General features: G+C 74.6%; 12 protein-coding genes and 1 pseudogene. 9 read left to right on the top strand and 4 right to left on the bottom strand.

Translation table 11 applies throughout. The features are described from left to right. Positions 1-40 precede the first annotated feature (40 nt). From ACQEU6_RS45910 to ACQEU6_RS45900, 3 genes are read left to right on the top strand one after another with little or no spacing between them, the layout of a single operon-like run. A complete protein-coding gene (locus ACQEU6_RS45910) occupies positions 41-1,135 on the top strand; it encodes a ferredoxin-like domain-containing protein (RefSeq protein WP_499340700.1) in 1,095 nt (364 codons plus the stop codon). Beyond that, a complete protein-coding gene (locus ACQEU6_RS45905; RefSeq protein ID WP_499340063.1) occupies positions 1,132-1,752 on the top strand; it encodes a precorrin-8X methylmutase in 621 nt (206 codons plus the stop codon). The genes ACQEU6_RS45910 and ACQEU6_RS45905 overlap by 4 nt, the downstream gene beginning before the upstream one ends. After that, the gene (locus ACQEU6_RS45900) at positions 1,752-3,239 is read left to right on the top strand and encodes a precorrin-2 C(20)-methyltransferase (RefSeq protein ID WP_499340062.1); all 1,488 of its coding nucleotides are present in this window, start codon (positions 1,752-1,754) and stop codon (positions 3,237-3,239) included. The genes ACQEU6_RS45905 and ACQEU6_RS45900 overlap by 1 nt, the downstream gene beginning before the upstream one ends. Here ACQEU6_RS45900 and ACQEU6_RS45895 read toward each other — a convergent pair. The 3 genes from ACQEU6_RS45895 to cbiE are packed head-to-tail and all read right to left on the bottom strand — an operon-like array spanning position 3,230 to position 5,906. Beyond that, on the bottom strand, positions 3,230-3,952 hold the full coding sequence (locus tag ACQEU6_RS45895) for a cobalt-precorrin-6A reductase (protein ID WP_499340061.1): 723 nt from the start codon (positions 3,950-3,952) through the stop codon (positions 3,230-3,232). The two genes, ACQEU6_RS45900 and ACQEU6_RS45895, sit on opposite strands and share 10 nt — an antisense overlap. After that, positions 3,937-4,692: a precorrin-4 C(11)-methyltransferase gene (gene cobM, locus ACQEU6_RS45890; RefSeq protein ID WP_499340060.1), complete on the bottom strand. Its 756-nt coding sequence runs from the start codon at positions 4,690-4,692 to the stop codon at positions 3,937-3,939. The genes ACQEU6_RS45895 and cobM overlap by 16 nt, the downstream gene beginning before the upstream one ends. Then, entirely contained in the window at positions 4,689-5,906 is a 1,218-nt protein-coding gene (gene cbiE / locus ACQEU6_RS45885) for a precorrin-6y C5,15-methyltransferase (decarboxylating) subunit CbiE (protein ID WP_499340059.1), read from the bottom strand. Before cbiE ends, cobM begins: the two co-directional genes overlap by 4 nt. A gap of 60 nt (positions 5,907-5,966) precedes the next feature. Here cbiE and cobF point away from each other — a divergent pair, with 60 nt between their 5' ends. Then, positions 5,967-6,716: a precorrin-6A synthase (deacetylating) gene (cobF, locus tag ACQEU6_RS45880; protein ID WP_499340058.1), complete on the top strand. Its 750-nt coding sequence runs from the start codon at positions 5,967-5,969 to the stop codon at positions 6,714-6,716. 21 nt (positions 6,717-6,737) lie between these two features. Here the strand turns inward: cobF and ACQEU6_RS45875 are convergent, their stop codons facing one another. Continuing rightward, positions 6,738-8,189, bottom strand: a complete 1,452-nt coding sequence (locus ACQEU6_RS45875) for an MFS transporter (protein WP_499340057.1) — start codon at positions 8,187-8,189, stop codon at positions 6,738-6,740. A 157-nt stretch (positions 8,190-8,346) separates the two neighbouring features. Here ACQEU6_RS45875 and ACQEU6_RS45870 point away from each other — a divergent pair, with 157 nt between their 5' ends. The 5 genes and pseudogenes from ACQEU6_RS45870 to ACQEU6_RS45850 form a co-directional block, all read left to right on the top strand. Continuing rightward, positions 8,347-8,799 carry a MarR family winged helix-turn-helix transcriptional regulator gene (locus tag ACQEU6_RS45870; RefSeq protein ID WP_499340056.1) on the top strand — a complete coding sequence of 151 codons (453 nt, stop codon included), beginning with the start codon at positions 8,347-8,349 and terminating at the stop codon, positions 8,797-8,799. A 39-nt stretch (positions 8,800-8,838) separates the two neighbouring features. After that, on the top strand, positions 8,839-9,708 hold the full coding sequence (locus ACQEU6_RS45865; RefSeq protein WP_499340055.1) for an LLM class flavin-dependent oxidoreductase: 870 nt from the start codon (positions 8,839-8,841) through the stop codon (positions 9,706-9,708). Positions 9,709-9,871: 163 nt separating this feature from the next. Further along, positions 9,872-10,702 carry an undecaprenyl-diphosphate phosphatase gene (locus tag ACQEU6_RS45860; protein ID WP_499340569.1) on the top strand — a complete coding sequence of 277 codons (831 nt, stop codon included), beginning with the start codon at positions 9,872-9,874 and terminating at the stop codon, positions 10,700-10,702. A gap of 105 nt (positions 10,703-10,807) precedes the next feature. Continuing rightward, entirely contained in the window at positions 10,808-12,307 is a 1,500-nt protein-coding gene (gene tnpB / locus ACQEU6_RS45855; RefSeq protein ID WP_499340054.1) for an IS607 family element RNA-guided endonuclease TnpB, read from the top strand. A gap of 90 nt (positions 12,308-12,397) precedes the next feature. Continuing rightward, positions 12,398-13,146 (top strand): annotated as a pseudogene (locus ACQEU6_RS45850) (dienelactone hydrolase family protein); the annotation flags it as partial.

Genomic DNA, 13,146 nt, shown 5'->3' with positions numbered 1-13,146 from the left:
CAGCGCGGTCGCCCTGCAAACTGTGGTTAACATCCTCCCCGTGCCGAATGTCAGAGCCCGTGCCGACGCGTGCCCCGGGGCGCTGCGCACCCACGACGCCGCCGACGGGCCGCTGGCGCGCGTCCGCGTCCCGGGCGGCGCGGTGTCCGCCGCGCAGCTCGCGGTGCTCGGCGCCGCCGCCCGCGAGCTGGGGCGGGACGTGATCGAACTCACGTCCCGCGGCAACCTCCAGGTGCGCGGCGTCCGCGACCCGGCGGCGCTCGCGGCCCGGCTGGCGGCCGCCGGGCTGCTGCCGTCGGCGACCCACGAGCGGGTGCGCAACATCGTCGCGTCCCCGCTCGGCGGGCGCGGCCCGCGCGGCGTTCTCGCCACGGACCCGCTGGTCACGGCGCTGGACGAGGCGCTGCGCGCGCGTCCGGAACTGGCCCGGCTGCCGGGGCGGTTCCTGTTCGCGCTCGACGACGGCACCGGCGACATGGCGGCGCTGGGCGCCGACGCCGCCTGCACCCCCGAAGGGCTGCGGCTGGCCGGGACGCGGCTCGGGCCCGTCCCCGGCGAGCCCGTCGCCGCGCTGCTCGCGGCGGCGGAGGCGTTCCTGGAGATCCGGGGGGACGCCTGGCGCCTCGCGGAGGTGCCGGACGGCGCGCGGCTCGTCGCGGAGCGGCTGGGCGCGGACGTGCGGGACGCGCCGCCGCGCCCGGACCCCGCGCCGCCGCACGCCGGGATCGTCGCGCAGCGGGACGGGCGCGCCGCGCTGGAGGCCGTGCCCCCGCTCGGCCGGCTGTCCGCCGCGCAGGCCGAGGCGCTCGCCGCGGTCGCGGACGAGGTGCGGGTGACGCCGTGGCGCAGCGTGGTGCTGCGGGACCGGGACGCGGGCGAGGCGCCACGCGCGGCGGCGGAGCTCGCGGCGGCGGGCTTCGCGACCGATCCGGCGTCGCCCTGGGGCGGCGTGACGGCCTGCACCGGCAGCCCCGGATGCGCGAAGTCGCGCGGCGACGTGCAGGGCGAGGCGCGGCGCTTCGTGGACGGCCTGGTCCGCGCGCCCGGGACCCCCGTCCACTGGACGGGGTGCGAGCGGCGCTGCGGGATGCCCCGCGGCCCGGTCGTGCTGAGGACGGCGGAGGGACAGCAGTGATCGATTACGTCCGGGACGGCGCCGAGATCTACCGGCGGTCGTTCGCGACGATCCGCGCGGAGGCCGACCTGTCGGGACTGCCGGACGACGTGGCGCGGGTCGCGGTCCGCATGATCCACGCCTGCGGCATGACCGACCTGGTCGGGGACCTGGCCTGGTCGCCGGGGGTCGTGGAGCGGGCGCGGGCGGCGCTGCTGGCCGGCGCGCCGGTGCTGTGCGACGCGCGGATGGTCGCCTCCGGGGTGACCCGCGCGCGGCTCCCCGCCGGCAACGAGGTCGTCTGCACCCTGGGCGACCCGGGCGTCCCCGAGCTGGCCGAGCGGCTCGGCACCACGCGCAGCGCGGCGGCGCTGGAGCTGTGGCGCGACCGGCTCGGCGGCGCGGTCGTCGCGATCGGCAACGCGCCGACGGCGCTGTTCCGGCTGCTGGAGCTGATGGAGGAGGGCGCGCCGCGCCCGGCGGCGGTCCTCGGGATCCCGGTCGGGTTCATCGGGGCGGCCGAGTCCAAGGAGGCGCTCGCCGCGAGCGGGCTGGACCATCTGGTGGTGCGCGGGCGGCGCGGCGGCAGCGCGATGACGGCGGCGGCGGTCAACGCCCTCGCCAGTGAGGCGGAGTGATGGCGGGACGGCTGTTCGGCGTGGGCGTCGGGCCCGGCGACCCGGAGCTGGTCACGGTGCGGGCGGCGCGGCTGATCGGCGAGGCGGACGTGGTGGCCTTCCACTGCGCGCGGCACGGCCGCAGCATCGCCCGGGCGATCGCCGAGCCGTACCTGCGGGACGGGCGGATCGAGGAGCAGCTCGTCTACCCGGTGACGACGGAGGCCACCGACCACCGCGGCGGGTACCACGGGGCGCTGGAGGAGTTCTACGCCGACTGCGCCGCCCGGCTCGCCGCGCACCTCGACGCGGGGCGGACGGTCGTGGTGCTGAGCGAGGGCGACCCCCTGTTCTACGGGTCGTACATGCACCTGCACAAGCGGCTCGCGCCGCACTACCCGGCCGAGGTCGTGCCGGGCGTGACGTCGCTGAGCGCGGCGTCGGCGGCGGCGGGGCGCCCGCTGGTGGAGCGCGAGGAGACGCTGACCATCCTGCCGGGGACGCTGCCCGGCGAGGAGCTGGCCGAGCGGCTGAGCACCGCGGACGCGGCGGCCGTCCTCAAGCTCGGGCGGACGTTCCCCAAGGTCAGGCAGGCGTTCGAGGACGCGGGGCGGCTCGGCGACGGCTGGTACGTCGAGCGGGCCGCCACCGGCCGGCAGCGCGTCCTCCCGCTCGCCGAGGTCGACCCGGCGGACGTGCCCTACATGTCGCTGGCGCTGCTGACGAGCCCGGCGGAGCGCTCGTTCGCGGCGCCTCCCCCGGCGCGGCCGGAGGGGGCCGGCGGGGTGTGGGTCGTCGGGCTCGGACCGGCGGGGCGGCCGTGGCTGACCCCGGAGGCGCAGGACGTCCTGGCGTCCGCGACCGACCTCGTCGGCTACGGCCCCTACCTGGACCGGGTGCCGCCGAACCCCCGGCAGCGGCGGCACGGCTCCGGGAACCGGGTGGAGGCCGACCGGGCCCGGCACGCGCTGGCGCTCGCGCGGGACGGGGCCCGGGTCGCCGTCGTCTCGTCCGGCGACCCCGGGGTGTTCGCGATGGCGACGGCCGTGCTGGAGGCGGCGGCCGGCGAGGAGTTCGCGGACGTGCCGGTGCAGGTCGTGCCCGGACTGACGGCGGCGCAGGCCGTGGCCGCCCGGGCGGGCGCGCCCCTCGGCCACGACTTCTGCGTCCTGTCGCTGTCGGACATCCTCAAGCCGTGGGACGTGGTGGAGCGGCGGCTCGCGCTCGCCGCCGAGGCCGACCTGGTGCTGGCCCTCTACAACCCCTCGTCGAGCCGGCGCCGGCACCGGCTCCCCGCGGCGCGCGACCTGCTGCTCAAGCACCGCTCCCCCGAGACCCCGGTGGTGGTCGGGCGGGACGTCGGCGGGCCGGAGGAGAGCGTGACGGTGACGACGCTCGGCGCGCTGGACCCCGAGCGGGTCGACATGCGCTGCCTGCTCATCGTCGGGTCGTCCGCGACCCGGGTGACCGGGCGGGGCGTGGTCTTCACCCCGCGCCGCTACCCCTGAACCCAGGCGGCGGCGACGGCCACGTCGCCGGTCGCCTCGACGCCCCCGGGGAGGGCCGGGCGGTCGACCATCACGACCGGCAGCCCGGCCTCGCGGGCGGCGGTGAGCTTCGCGCGGGTCATCGCGCCGCCGCTGTCCTTGGTGACCAGGACGTCCAGGCGGTGCTCGCGGATCAGGGCGCGCTCCCCGTCCACGGTGTAGGGGCCGCGCGCCAGCAGGACCCGCATGTTGGGCGGGACGGGCGGCTCCGGCGGGTCCACCGACCGGGCGAGGAACCACACGCCGGTCCGCGCGGCGAACACCGGGATGCTGCGGCGGCCCGTCGTGAGGAAGGCGCGGGCGCCGTCCGGCAGCGCGGCGGCGGCGTCCGGCAGGGACGGGACGCGCCGCCAGTCGTCGCCGCCCTCCGCGTCCCAGCCGGGGCGGCGCAGCGCGAGCAGCGGCACGCCCGTCAGGCGCGACGCGCGCGCGGCGGACGCGCTCATCCGCTCCGCGAACGGGTGCGTCGCGTCGACGAGGCGGCCGATCCGGTGTTCGCGCAGCCACGCGGCGAGCCCCTCGGCGCCGCCGAACCCGCCGATGCGGACCTCTCCGGCGGGCAGGAGCGGATCGGACACCCTGCCGGCGAGCGAGGACACGACGTGCACGCCGGTCAGCCGGGCCGCGAGCGCGCGTGCCTCCGCCGTCCCGCCGAGGATCAGGACGCGCCGCACGCCCGGTCCCGCGCGGCGCTGTAGAGGTGGCTGTCGGGGAACGCCGACGCGGTGAGGACCCGCCCGACGACGATCACCGCGGTGCGCCGCACCCCGGCCTCGCGCACCCGGGCGGCGATGTCGGCGAGGGTGCCGCGCAGGACCAGCTCGTCCGCGCGGCTGGCGCGGGCGACCACGGCGACCGGGCAGTCCGCGCCGTAGCGGGACAGCAGCTCGGCGGCGACCTCCTCGATGCGCTGGACGGCCAGGTGCAGCACCATCGTGGCGCCGCTCGCGCCGAGGGTGGCGAGGTCCTCGCCGTCCGGCATCGGGGTGGCGCGGACGGCCGTGCGGGTCAGGATCACGGTCTGGCCGACGCCGGGGACGGTCAGCTCCCGCCCGAGCGAGGCCGCCGCGGCCGCGAACGCCGGGACGCCGGGGACGACCTCGTACGGCACGCCCGCCGCGTCGAGGCGGCGCATCTGCTCGGCGACCGCGCTGAACACCGACGGGTCGCCGGAGTGCAGCCGCGCGACGTCCAGGCCGTCCCGGTGGGCGGCGGTCAGCTCGGCGACGATCCCGTCCAGCGTCATGTTCGCGGTGTCGACGAGCCGGGCGCCGGGCGGGCACGCCTCCAGCAGCTCGGCCGGCACCAGCGACCCCGCGTACAGGCAGACCGGCGCGGCCTCCAGGACCCGCAGGCCGCGCACGGTGATGAGGTCGGCGGCGCCGGGGCCCGCGCCGACGAAGTACACCGTCACGCCGGGCTCTTCCGGACCGTCCAGACGACGACGGGTATCGCCGGACGCCAGGCCGTGAACCCGCCCAGCGGCCCGGCGCGCTCGACGCTGACCCGGACCAGCTCGCCGCCGCGCGACCGGCGCGCCTCGGCCACGACGGCCTCGGATTCGAGGGTCACGGCGTTGGCGACCAGGCGTCCGCCCGGCTTCAGGGCGTCCCAGCAGCGCTCCAGCAGGCCGGGAGCGGTGAGGCCGCCGCCGACGAAGACCGCGTCCGGCGCCGGCAGGCCGTCCAGCACGCCCGGAGCCTCGCCCTTCACGACCTGCACGCGCGGCACGCCCAGCGCGGCCGCGTTGGCGCCGATCCGCTCGGCCCGCGCGGGGCTGCTCTCGATCGCGACGGCCTCGCAGGCCGGGTGCGCCCGCGCCCACTCGATCGCGACGCTGCCGGAGCCGGCGCCGACGTCCCAGAGCAGCTCGCCGGGCAGCGGCGCGAGGCGCGACAGCGTCACCGCGCGGACCTCGCTCTTGGTGATCTGCCCGTCGTGCTCGAAGGCGTCGTCGCGGAGCCCGGGGGCGCGGGGCAGCGGCGCCGCGTCCGGGCCGGGCACGCATTCGACGGCGATGAGGGCCAGCGCGGACGCGGCGGGCTCGGTCCACTCCTCCGCGACGCCGTGCCGGACCGTCTCCCCGGCCGAACCCAGGTCGCACAGGGCGGTCATGCGGCTCGCGCCGAAGCCGCGGCCGGACAGCACGGCGGCGACGATGATCGGGGCCTCCCGTCCGGCGCCGAGCACGATCAGCCGCCGCCCGGGGGCGATGATCGCGTTCAGCGCCGCGGCGGGACGGCCCACGATGCTGAGGACGTCCACCCGGTCCAGCGGCCAGCCGAGCCGGGCGCACGCGAGCGAGGCCGACGACGGATGGGGCAGCACGCGGAGCCGGTCGGCGCCGAGCATCCCGGCGAGGGTGGAGCCGATCCCGTGGAACATGGGGTCGCCGCTCGCCAGCACGGCGATCGCGCGTCCCTCGTGCCGCTCGATCAGCCCCGGCAGCGCGGGGAGCAGGGGCGACGGCCAGGCGATGCGCTCGTGGTCCTCGCCGGGGACGAGGTCGAGCTGCCGGCGGTTGCCGAACAGGACCTCCGCCGCCCGCAGCGCCTCGCGCGACTCCGCCGCGAGCCCGTCCCACCCGTCCGCGCCGATTCCCACGACGGTGATGACACGCGCGTCCACTGGTCTCCTCGGTCGAAAGGGAGATCAACCCTATAGGAGCGCTCTGGCACACTTGGCGCCGTGAAGCGGCTTTTGATCATCGGCATCGGCGCGGGCGACCCCGACCACCTGACGTTCCAGGCGGCCAAGGCCATCGCCGCGGCCGACGTCTTCCTCGTCGTGGACAAGGGCGAGGCCAAGCACGACCTGGCCGGGCTGCGGCACGACCTCATCGCGGCGCACGGCCGGCCCCCGTACCGGGTCGTGGAGGCCCGCGATCCCGACCGCGACCGGGACGCCGCCGCCTACGCCGCCGCCGTGCAGGACTGGCGGTCGCGGCGCGCGCGGATCTACGAGTCCTTCGTCACCGGCGAGCTGGCCGACGGGCAGACCGGCGCGATCCTCGTCTGGGGCGACCCCGGCGTCTACGACAGCACCCTCGCGGCGCTGGAGGAGGTCGGCGCCGAGTTCGAGTGCGAGGTGATCCCCGGCATCAGCAGCGTCTCCGCGCTCACCGCGCGGCACCGCGTCGGGCTCACGCGGGTGGGGCGCCCCGTCCACGTCACCACCGGACGCCGCCTCGCCGCCGAGGGCGCCACCGCCGACGACGTGCTCGTCATGCTGGACGCGCACTGCGCGTTCGCCGAGGCGGGCGAGGGCTACCACATCTACTGGGGCGCCTACCTCGGCACGCCCGACGAGATCCTCGTCTCCGGCCCGGTCGCGGAGGTGGCCGAGGAGATCCGCGCCGTGCGCGCCGAGGCCCGCGACCGCAAGGGGTGGATCATGGACACCTACCTCCTGCGGCGCGAGTCCCCGGCGCGGGACTGACCGGCGCGGCGCCGTCCGGCGTCAGGCCTTGGACGCCGCGCTCCGCTCCGCCGGGGCGTCCTGCCCGGCCGCGGCGGTGACCGAGCGCCCGCGCCCGGGAATGGCCAGCGCGATGAGCCCGGCGAGCAGCGCCACGCCGCAGCCGATCAGCAGCCCGGCGCGGAAGCCGTCCTCGGACGGGAGCACGTGCCCGCCGAGGTCGATGGTCAGCTGGGACAGCACGACCCCGACCACGGCCGCCGACACCGAGGTGCCGACCGAGCGCATCAGCGTGTTGAAGCTGTTGGCCGACGCGGTCTCCGACCGCGGCACCGCCCCCATGATGAGCGCGGGCATCGCGCCGTAGGCGAGTCCGACGCCCATGCCGCAGATCGCCGTGACGATCATCAGGCCCCACGCGGCGCCGATGAGCAGCGTGGACGACCCGTAGCCGAGCGCGATCACCAGGCTCCCGGCGACCAGGGTGACCTTGGGCCCGCGGGCGGCCGACAGCCGGGCGCCGAGCGGGGACACGGCCATCATCAGCAGGCCGGACGGCACCATCCACAGGCCCGCGGCGACCATCGACTGGCCGAGGCCGTACCCGGTCGCCTTCGGGAGCTGCAGCAGCTGCGGCACGATCAGCGACTGGGCGTACATCGAGAACCCGATCACGACCGAGGCGGCGTTGGTGAGCAGCACCTGGGTGCGCGCGGTGACGCGCAGGTCGACCAGCGGGTCGCGGGTCCGCAGCTCCCACCAGCCCCACGCCAGCAGGATGACGACCGTGGCGGCGAACAGCCCGATGGTCGTGCCGCTCGCCCAGCCCCAGTCGGCGCCCTTGGAGACGCCGAGCAGCAGGCACACGAGGGCGGTGCCGAGGCCGACCGCCCCCGGCGCGTCGAAGCGGCCCCTGGCCTGGACGGGCGTGGCCGGCACCAGCAGGTAGATCAGCGTGGCGACGAGCGCGCTCAGCGCGGCCGAGCCCCAGAACAGCACCCGCCAGCTCATGTTGTCCGCGATGACGGCCGCCAGCGGCAGGCCGAACGCCCCGCCGATGCCCATGGACGAGCTCAGCAGCGCGATCGAGGACCCGAGCCGCTCGGGCGGCAGCAGGTCGCGCAGCGCGCTGATGCCGAGCGGGATCATGCCCATGCCGACGCCCTGCATGCCCCGGCCGACGACCATCGGGATGAGCGAGCCGGACAGCGCGCAGACCACCGACCCGGTGATGAGCGGCACCATGCAGACCAGCAGCATCCGGCGCTTGCCGTACAGGTCGCCGAGCCGCCCGATCATCGGCATGGCGACCGCGGAGGCCAGCAGCGTCGCGGTGACCACCCAGGTCGCGTTGGAGGCCGAGGTGTGCAGCAGCCGCGGCAGCTCGGCGATGAGCGGCACCACGAGGGTCTGCATGAACGCGGCGACGATGCCGCCCACGGCGAGAACGCCGACGATCCCGCCGGGTCGGACGGCGGGCGCGGACTCGTCCACGTGACATCCCTTCTGTCGGGTCAAGGAACATGTGCACCATACATACGATATGGTCGATGCACAACTTATGTACGGCGCACATCCCTGTGGTAGGCATGGGGTGCGAGCATCGATGCGGGAACGACCCGGGCGGACCGCGCGCGGGAGAAGGACCGGAATGCACAAGCCCACGGATCTGATCGAGTACGAGACCATGCTGCTCGGGCGGCACAGCCTGGCCACCCGCCGCTCCAAACGCGAGGGCGGCCTGCTGGAGCGCAGCGCCTACATCCTGCTCAGCCGCATCCGCATCGAGGGCCCCATGTCGATCCGGCAGCTCAGCGAGGCGTTCGACCTGGACCCCTCGACGCTGAACCGGCAGACCTCGGCCATGCTGCGCGACGGCCTCGTCGAGCGCATCCCCGACCCGGCGGGCGGCATCGCCCGCAAGTTCCGCATCACGGGCGAGGGCGAGCGCCGCCTCGACAGCGAGCGCGGCCAGATCACCGCCGGCATCGACAAGATCATGGCGGACTGGACGGCGGAGGACGTCGAGGCCTTCGCCGTCTTCCTCCAGCGCTTCAACACCGACATCGAGCGCCTCGCCGGAAGCCCCTGGCCCCGCCCCTGACCTGGCACGCCCGCCAGGGGCCGCCGATAGCCTGGGGCGATGCGCCTCGGTGTGAACGTCCCCAACTTCGGGCCCGGCACCGACCCGGGCGTCCTGCGGCAGTGGGCGCGAACGGTCGAGGGCCTCGGCTTCGACCTGCTGATGGTCTCCGACCACGTCGCGATCACGGCCGACGTCGCCGCGCAGTACCCGGCCCCGTTCTACGAACCGTTCACCACGCTCTCCTGGCTGGCCGGCGTGACCGAGCGGGTGCGGCTCGGCACCACCGTGCTCATCGTCCCGTACCGGCATCCGCTGCTCGTCGCGCGCATGGCCGCCAACCTCAACGACCTGAGCGGCGGGCGCCTCGTCCTCGGCACCGGGGTCGGCTGGGCCCGCGAGGAGTTCGCGGCGCTCGGAGTCCCCTTCACCCGGCGCGGCGCCCTCACCGACGAGCACCTGGACGCGATCCGCGCGGCGTGGGAGGACGAGGGCGACTACCGCTCCGGACGGATCCCCCTCTGGATCGGCGGGAACAGCGACGCCGCACTCCGCCGGGCCGTGCGCGTCGGCGACGCCTGGCACCCCCTGCGCTTCACCCTCCCCTGGCTCCGCGGCGCGCTGGAGCGGCTGAGCGCCCTCGCGGACGAGCAGGAGCGCCCGGTTCCCGCACTGGAGCCCCGCATCGTCCTGCGGCTGACGTCCTCCCCCGTCACCGGCCCTGACCGCCTCGCCGGTGAGGGGACCCTCGACCAGGTCGCGGACGACCTGGAGCAGCTGCGGCTGCTCGGCGCGGGCACGGTCCTCCTCGATCCCTTCAACGGCGACCCGGACGAGACGCTGCGCCCGGCCGACGCCTGGCGCGCCCTCGCGGCGGTCGCCGCCGTGCACGGCCCGGGGGTCGCCGCCCCGGCCGGTTCCGGCCGGTAGCACCGGGGCGGGCCCAGAAGACCTGGGGCCGAGCATGTCCGGACGCCGTCCGGCCGGTTAACGATCAGTGAAGTTATCCTTCTCGTCACGGGATCCGGTCGCGTCTCGGCAGTAGGCTCGGCGCGAACCAGGCGCAGGTCGGAGAGGAACCGGGTCCTTGAGCGTGATCAATGTCGGGCAGGCGATCGTCCTCGGGATCGTGGAGGGCCTGACCGAGTTCCTCCCGGTCTCCTCGACGGGGCATCTGAAGATCACCGAGGGTCTGATGAACATCCCGGTGGACGACAAGTCCGTGGTCGGCTTCACCGCGGTGATCCAGGTCGGGGCCATCGCGGCGGTCCTGGTCTACTTCTTCTCCGACATCGTCCGGATCGTCAAGGCCTGGGGCGTCGGGCTCGCCCGGCCGTCCGAGCGCTACCACCACGACTACAAGTTCGCCTGGTGGGTCATCTACGCCACCATCCCGGTCGTGATCGTCGGGGTCGCGGCCCAACCCCTCATCGAGGGCCCGCTCGCCTCGCTGTGGGTGGTCGCCGGGTCCCTGATCGGCGGCAGCGCCGTGATGTTCGCCGCGGACCGGCTCGGCACGCACAAGCGCGGCGAGGACGACACGTCCCTCACCGACGCGATGCTGATCGGCTCGTCGCAGATCCTCGCCCTGCTGTTCCCCGGCTTCTCCCGGTCGGGCGCGACGATGTCGACCGGTCTCATGCTCGGCCTCGACCGTGTCGCCGCGACCCGGCTGTCGTTCTTCATGGGCATCCCCGCGCTGACCGGCGCCGGCATCTACGAGCTGCCGAGCGCCCTCGGCTCGGGCGCCGGCGTCCTGCCCCTCGCGGTGGGCACGGCGGTGTCGTTCGTCGTGGCCTACGCCTCCATCGCCTGGCTGCTGCGCTTCGTCGCCCGGCACAGCTTCACCTCGTTCGTGGTCTACCGGATCGTCGTCGGCCTCCTCCTGTTCGGCCTCCTCAGCGCCGGGACGTTGAACGCCTGATTTCACGGAGGCGCTGACTTCGACGTGCACGTGGCTCTACGGTTGACGAGTGGCGAAGAACTGTGCGGCTCACACGAGGGCCATGGCCACGAGCTTGGCCGTCGAGTGAAGAAGTTCCGGCCGCAGCCCGGTTTCGTGATGCAGGCGTATCGGTTCGCGTTGGATCCCAATGTCACCCAAGAGTCTGTGCTGCGCTCGCATTGCGGTGCGGCCCGCGCCGCCTACAACTGGGCCGTCGCGTGGGTCGAGGCGTCCTGGTGGCAGCGCCGTGCGGAAGATTCGTACGGCATCGTCGAGGAGGAGTTGACCGGGTGGCGGCCGTGGTCGCTGCCCGCGTTGCGCAAGGCGTTCAACGCCGCCAAGCACACCGATCCGAGATTTGCCGCGTGGTGGCAGGAGAACTCCAAGGAGGCGTACTCCACGGGCCTGGCCAACGCCGCCGCCGCGTTCGACAACTACGCGAGGTCGAAACGGGGCAAGCGGCGGGGCAAGCGGGTCGGGATGCCACGCTTGAAGTCGAAACGGAAAGCGCGTCTGGCCTGCCGGTTCACCACCGGCACCATTCGTCTCGAGTCCAGCGGCCGTCACGTGACGTTGCCCAGGCTCGGGACGATCCGCACACATGAGCCCACCTGCAAGCTCCTGGCACGCTTCCAGGCCGGGACGGCGCGGATCCTGTCGGCGACGGTCAGGTTCGAGCGCGGGCGCTGGTTCGTCTCCTTCCAGACCGAGGTCAAGCACGATCCGGTGAAGGTCGCCCGGCCGGACACGGCGGTCGGCGTCGACCTCGGTGTGAAGACCCTCGCGGTCATGGCCGACAGCACCGGCCAAGTATGCCGGGAGCCCAACCCCAGGCACCTGGACGCGGCGCTCACACGGCTGCGCCGCGCCTCCCGCATCGCCTCCCGCCGCCAGGGGCCCGACCGCAGGAGTGGACGCAAGCCGTCCAAGCGGTGGGAGAAGGCCGATGCGACCCGCAACCGAGTTCACCATCGCGTCGCCGACCTCCGCCAAGACGCACTGCACAAGCTCACTTCGAAGGTGGCGGCCGAGTACGGCACCGTGGTGGTCGAAGACCTCAACGTCGCCGGGATGCTCCGCAACCGGCGCCTCGCCCGCCACATCGCCGACGCCGGGTTCGCAGAGATCCGCCGCCAACTCATCTACAAGACCAAGCGCAACGGCAGCCGCATCGTGGTCGCCGACCGCTGGTTCCCCTCGTCCAAGACCTGCTCGGGATGCGGCGCGGTGAAAGCCAAACTGCCGCTGCACGTCCGGACCTTCGAATGCGACGCCTGCGGCCTGGTCATCGACCGGGATGCCAACGCCGCATTCAACCTCGCCGCACTCGCGGCTGGCGCTGTAACAGGTACCGGAGTGGCCGGAGACCTGGGCACCCGCATGGTGCCGAAACCTCGTGGAGCCGACCGGAAGACCCGCACCACCCGTCGTCGCCTCAAGACGAGGACGGGGCGGGCAGGTGGCGCAACCCTGCCGCACCAGCGGCAGACAGAAACGAGAGACCGTACTCAAACCAAAGCCCCAAGCTTTGGTGATGTGACGGACCTTCTAGGCCAAAAGGCCCGGGATGCTCAGTGCCGCTAAGGCTTCGAGCAACGGTATGCGAGAGACTGTCCGCATGTCGGTGAGAGCACGGCGTGCGCGCGGACCCCGCTGAGGAACGGAGCTTCGAGCATGAGCGACGCGATGTGGGCCGGCACGGTCTCCATCACCGGGCACGGCGAGGACGAGCTGGAGGCCTACCTGGCGCGGCCGCTGGGCGACGCCCCGCGCGGCGGCGTCGTGGTGATCCACCACATGCCCGGCTACGACCCCGGCACCAAGGAGTTCGTCCGGACGTTCGCGGCGCACGGGTACGCCGCGAACGCCCCGAACCTGTACTCGCGCGAGGGCGCGGGCGCGGGCGTCGGCCCGGACGACCATGCGGCCGCGGCCCGCGCCAAGGGCGGTGTCCCGGACGAGCAGCTCGTCGGCGACGTCACCGGGGCCGCCGCGCATCTGAACTCGCTCGACCACGCCAGCGGCAAGATCGGGGTGATCGGGCACTGCTCGGGAGGGCGGCACGCGTTCCTGGCGGCCTGCGAGCTGGACCTCGACGCGGCCGTCGACTGCTAGGGCGCCTTCGTCGTCAGCGATCCGCCCGAGGACTACCCGACCTCCGCCCGGTCGATCCTGTCCAAGGCGCCCGGCCTGTCGTGCCCGCTGCTCGGCCTGTTCGGCGAGGAGGACCGGTTCCCCGCTCCCGACGAGGTCGCCGCGCTGGACGCCGAGCTGACCAGGCTCGGCAAGGAGCACGAGTTCCACAGCTACCCCGGCGCGGGGCACGCGTTCTTCGCCGTCGAGCGGCCCGCGTTCCGTCCCGCCGCGGCCAAGGACGGCTGGGAGAAGATCTTCGCCTTCCTCGGCCGCCACCTCGGCGCCTG

The sequence above is a fragment of the Spirillospora sp. CA-108201 genome (assembly GCF_050936235.1).
Taxonomy (GTDB): Bacteria; Actinomycetota; Actinomycetes; order Streptosporangiales; family Streptosporangiaceae; genus Spirillospora.
The sequence above is the reverse complement of the archived record's forward strand: the minus strand, read 5'-3'. Positions and strand labels throughout refer to the sequence as shown.

Bases quoted from the DNA above. Each gene is read 5' to 3' on its own strand.
- ACQEU6_RS45870 (WP_499340056.1), top strand. From the start codon at position 8,347: ATGCACAAGCCCACGGATCTGATCGAGTACGAGACCATGCTGCTCGGG.
- ACQEU6_RS45865 (WP_499340055.1), top strand. From the start codon at position 8,839: ATGCGCCTCGGTGTGAACGTCCCCAACTTCGGGCCCGGCACCGACCCG.
- ACQEU6_RS45900 (WP_499340062.1), top strand. From the start codon at position 1,752: ATGGCGGGACGGCTGTTCGGCGTGGGCGTCGGGCCCGGCGACCCGGAG.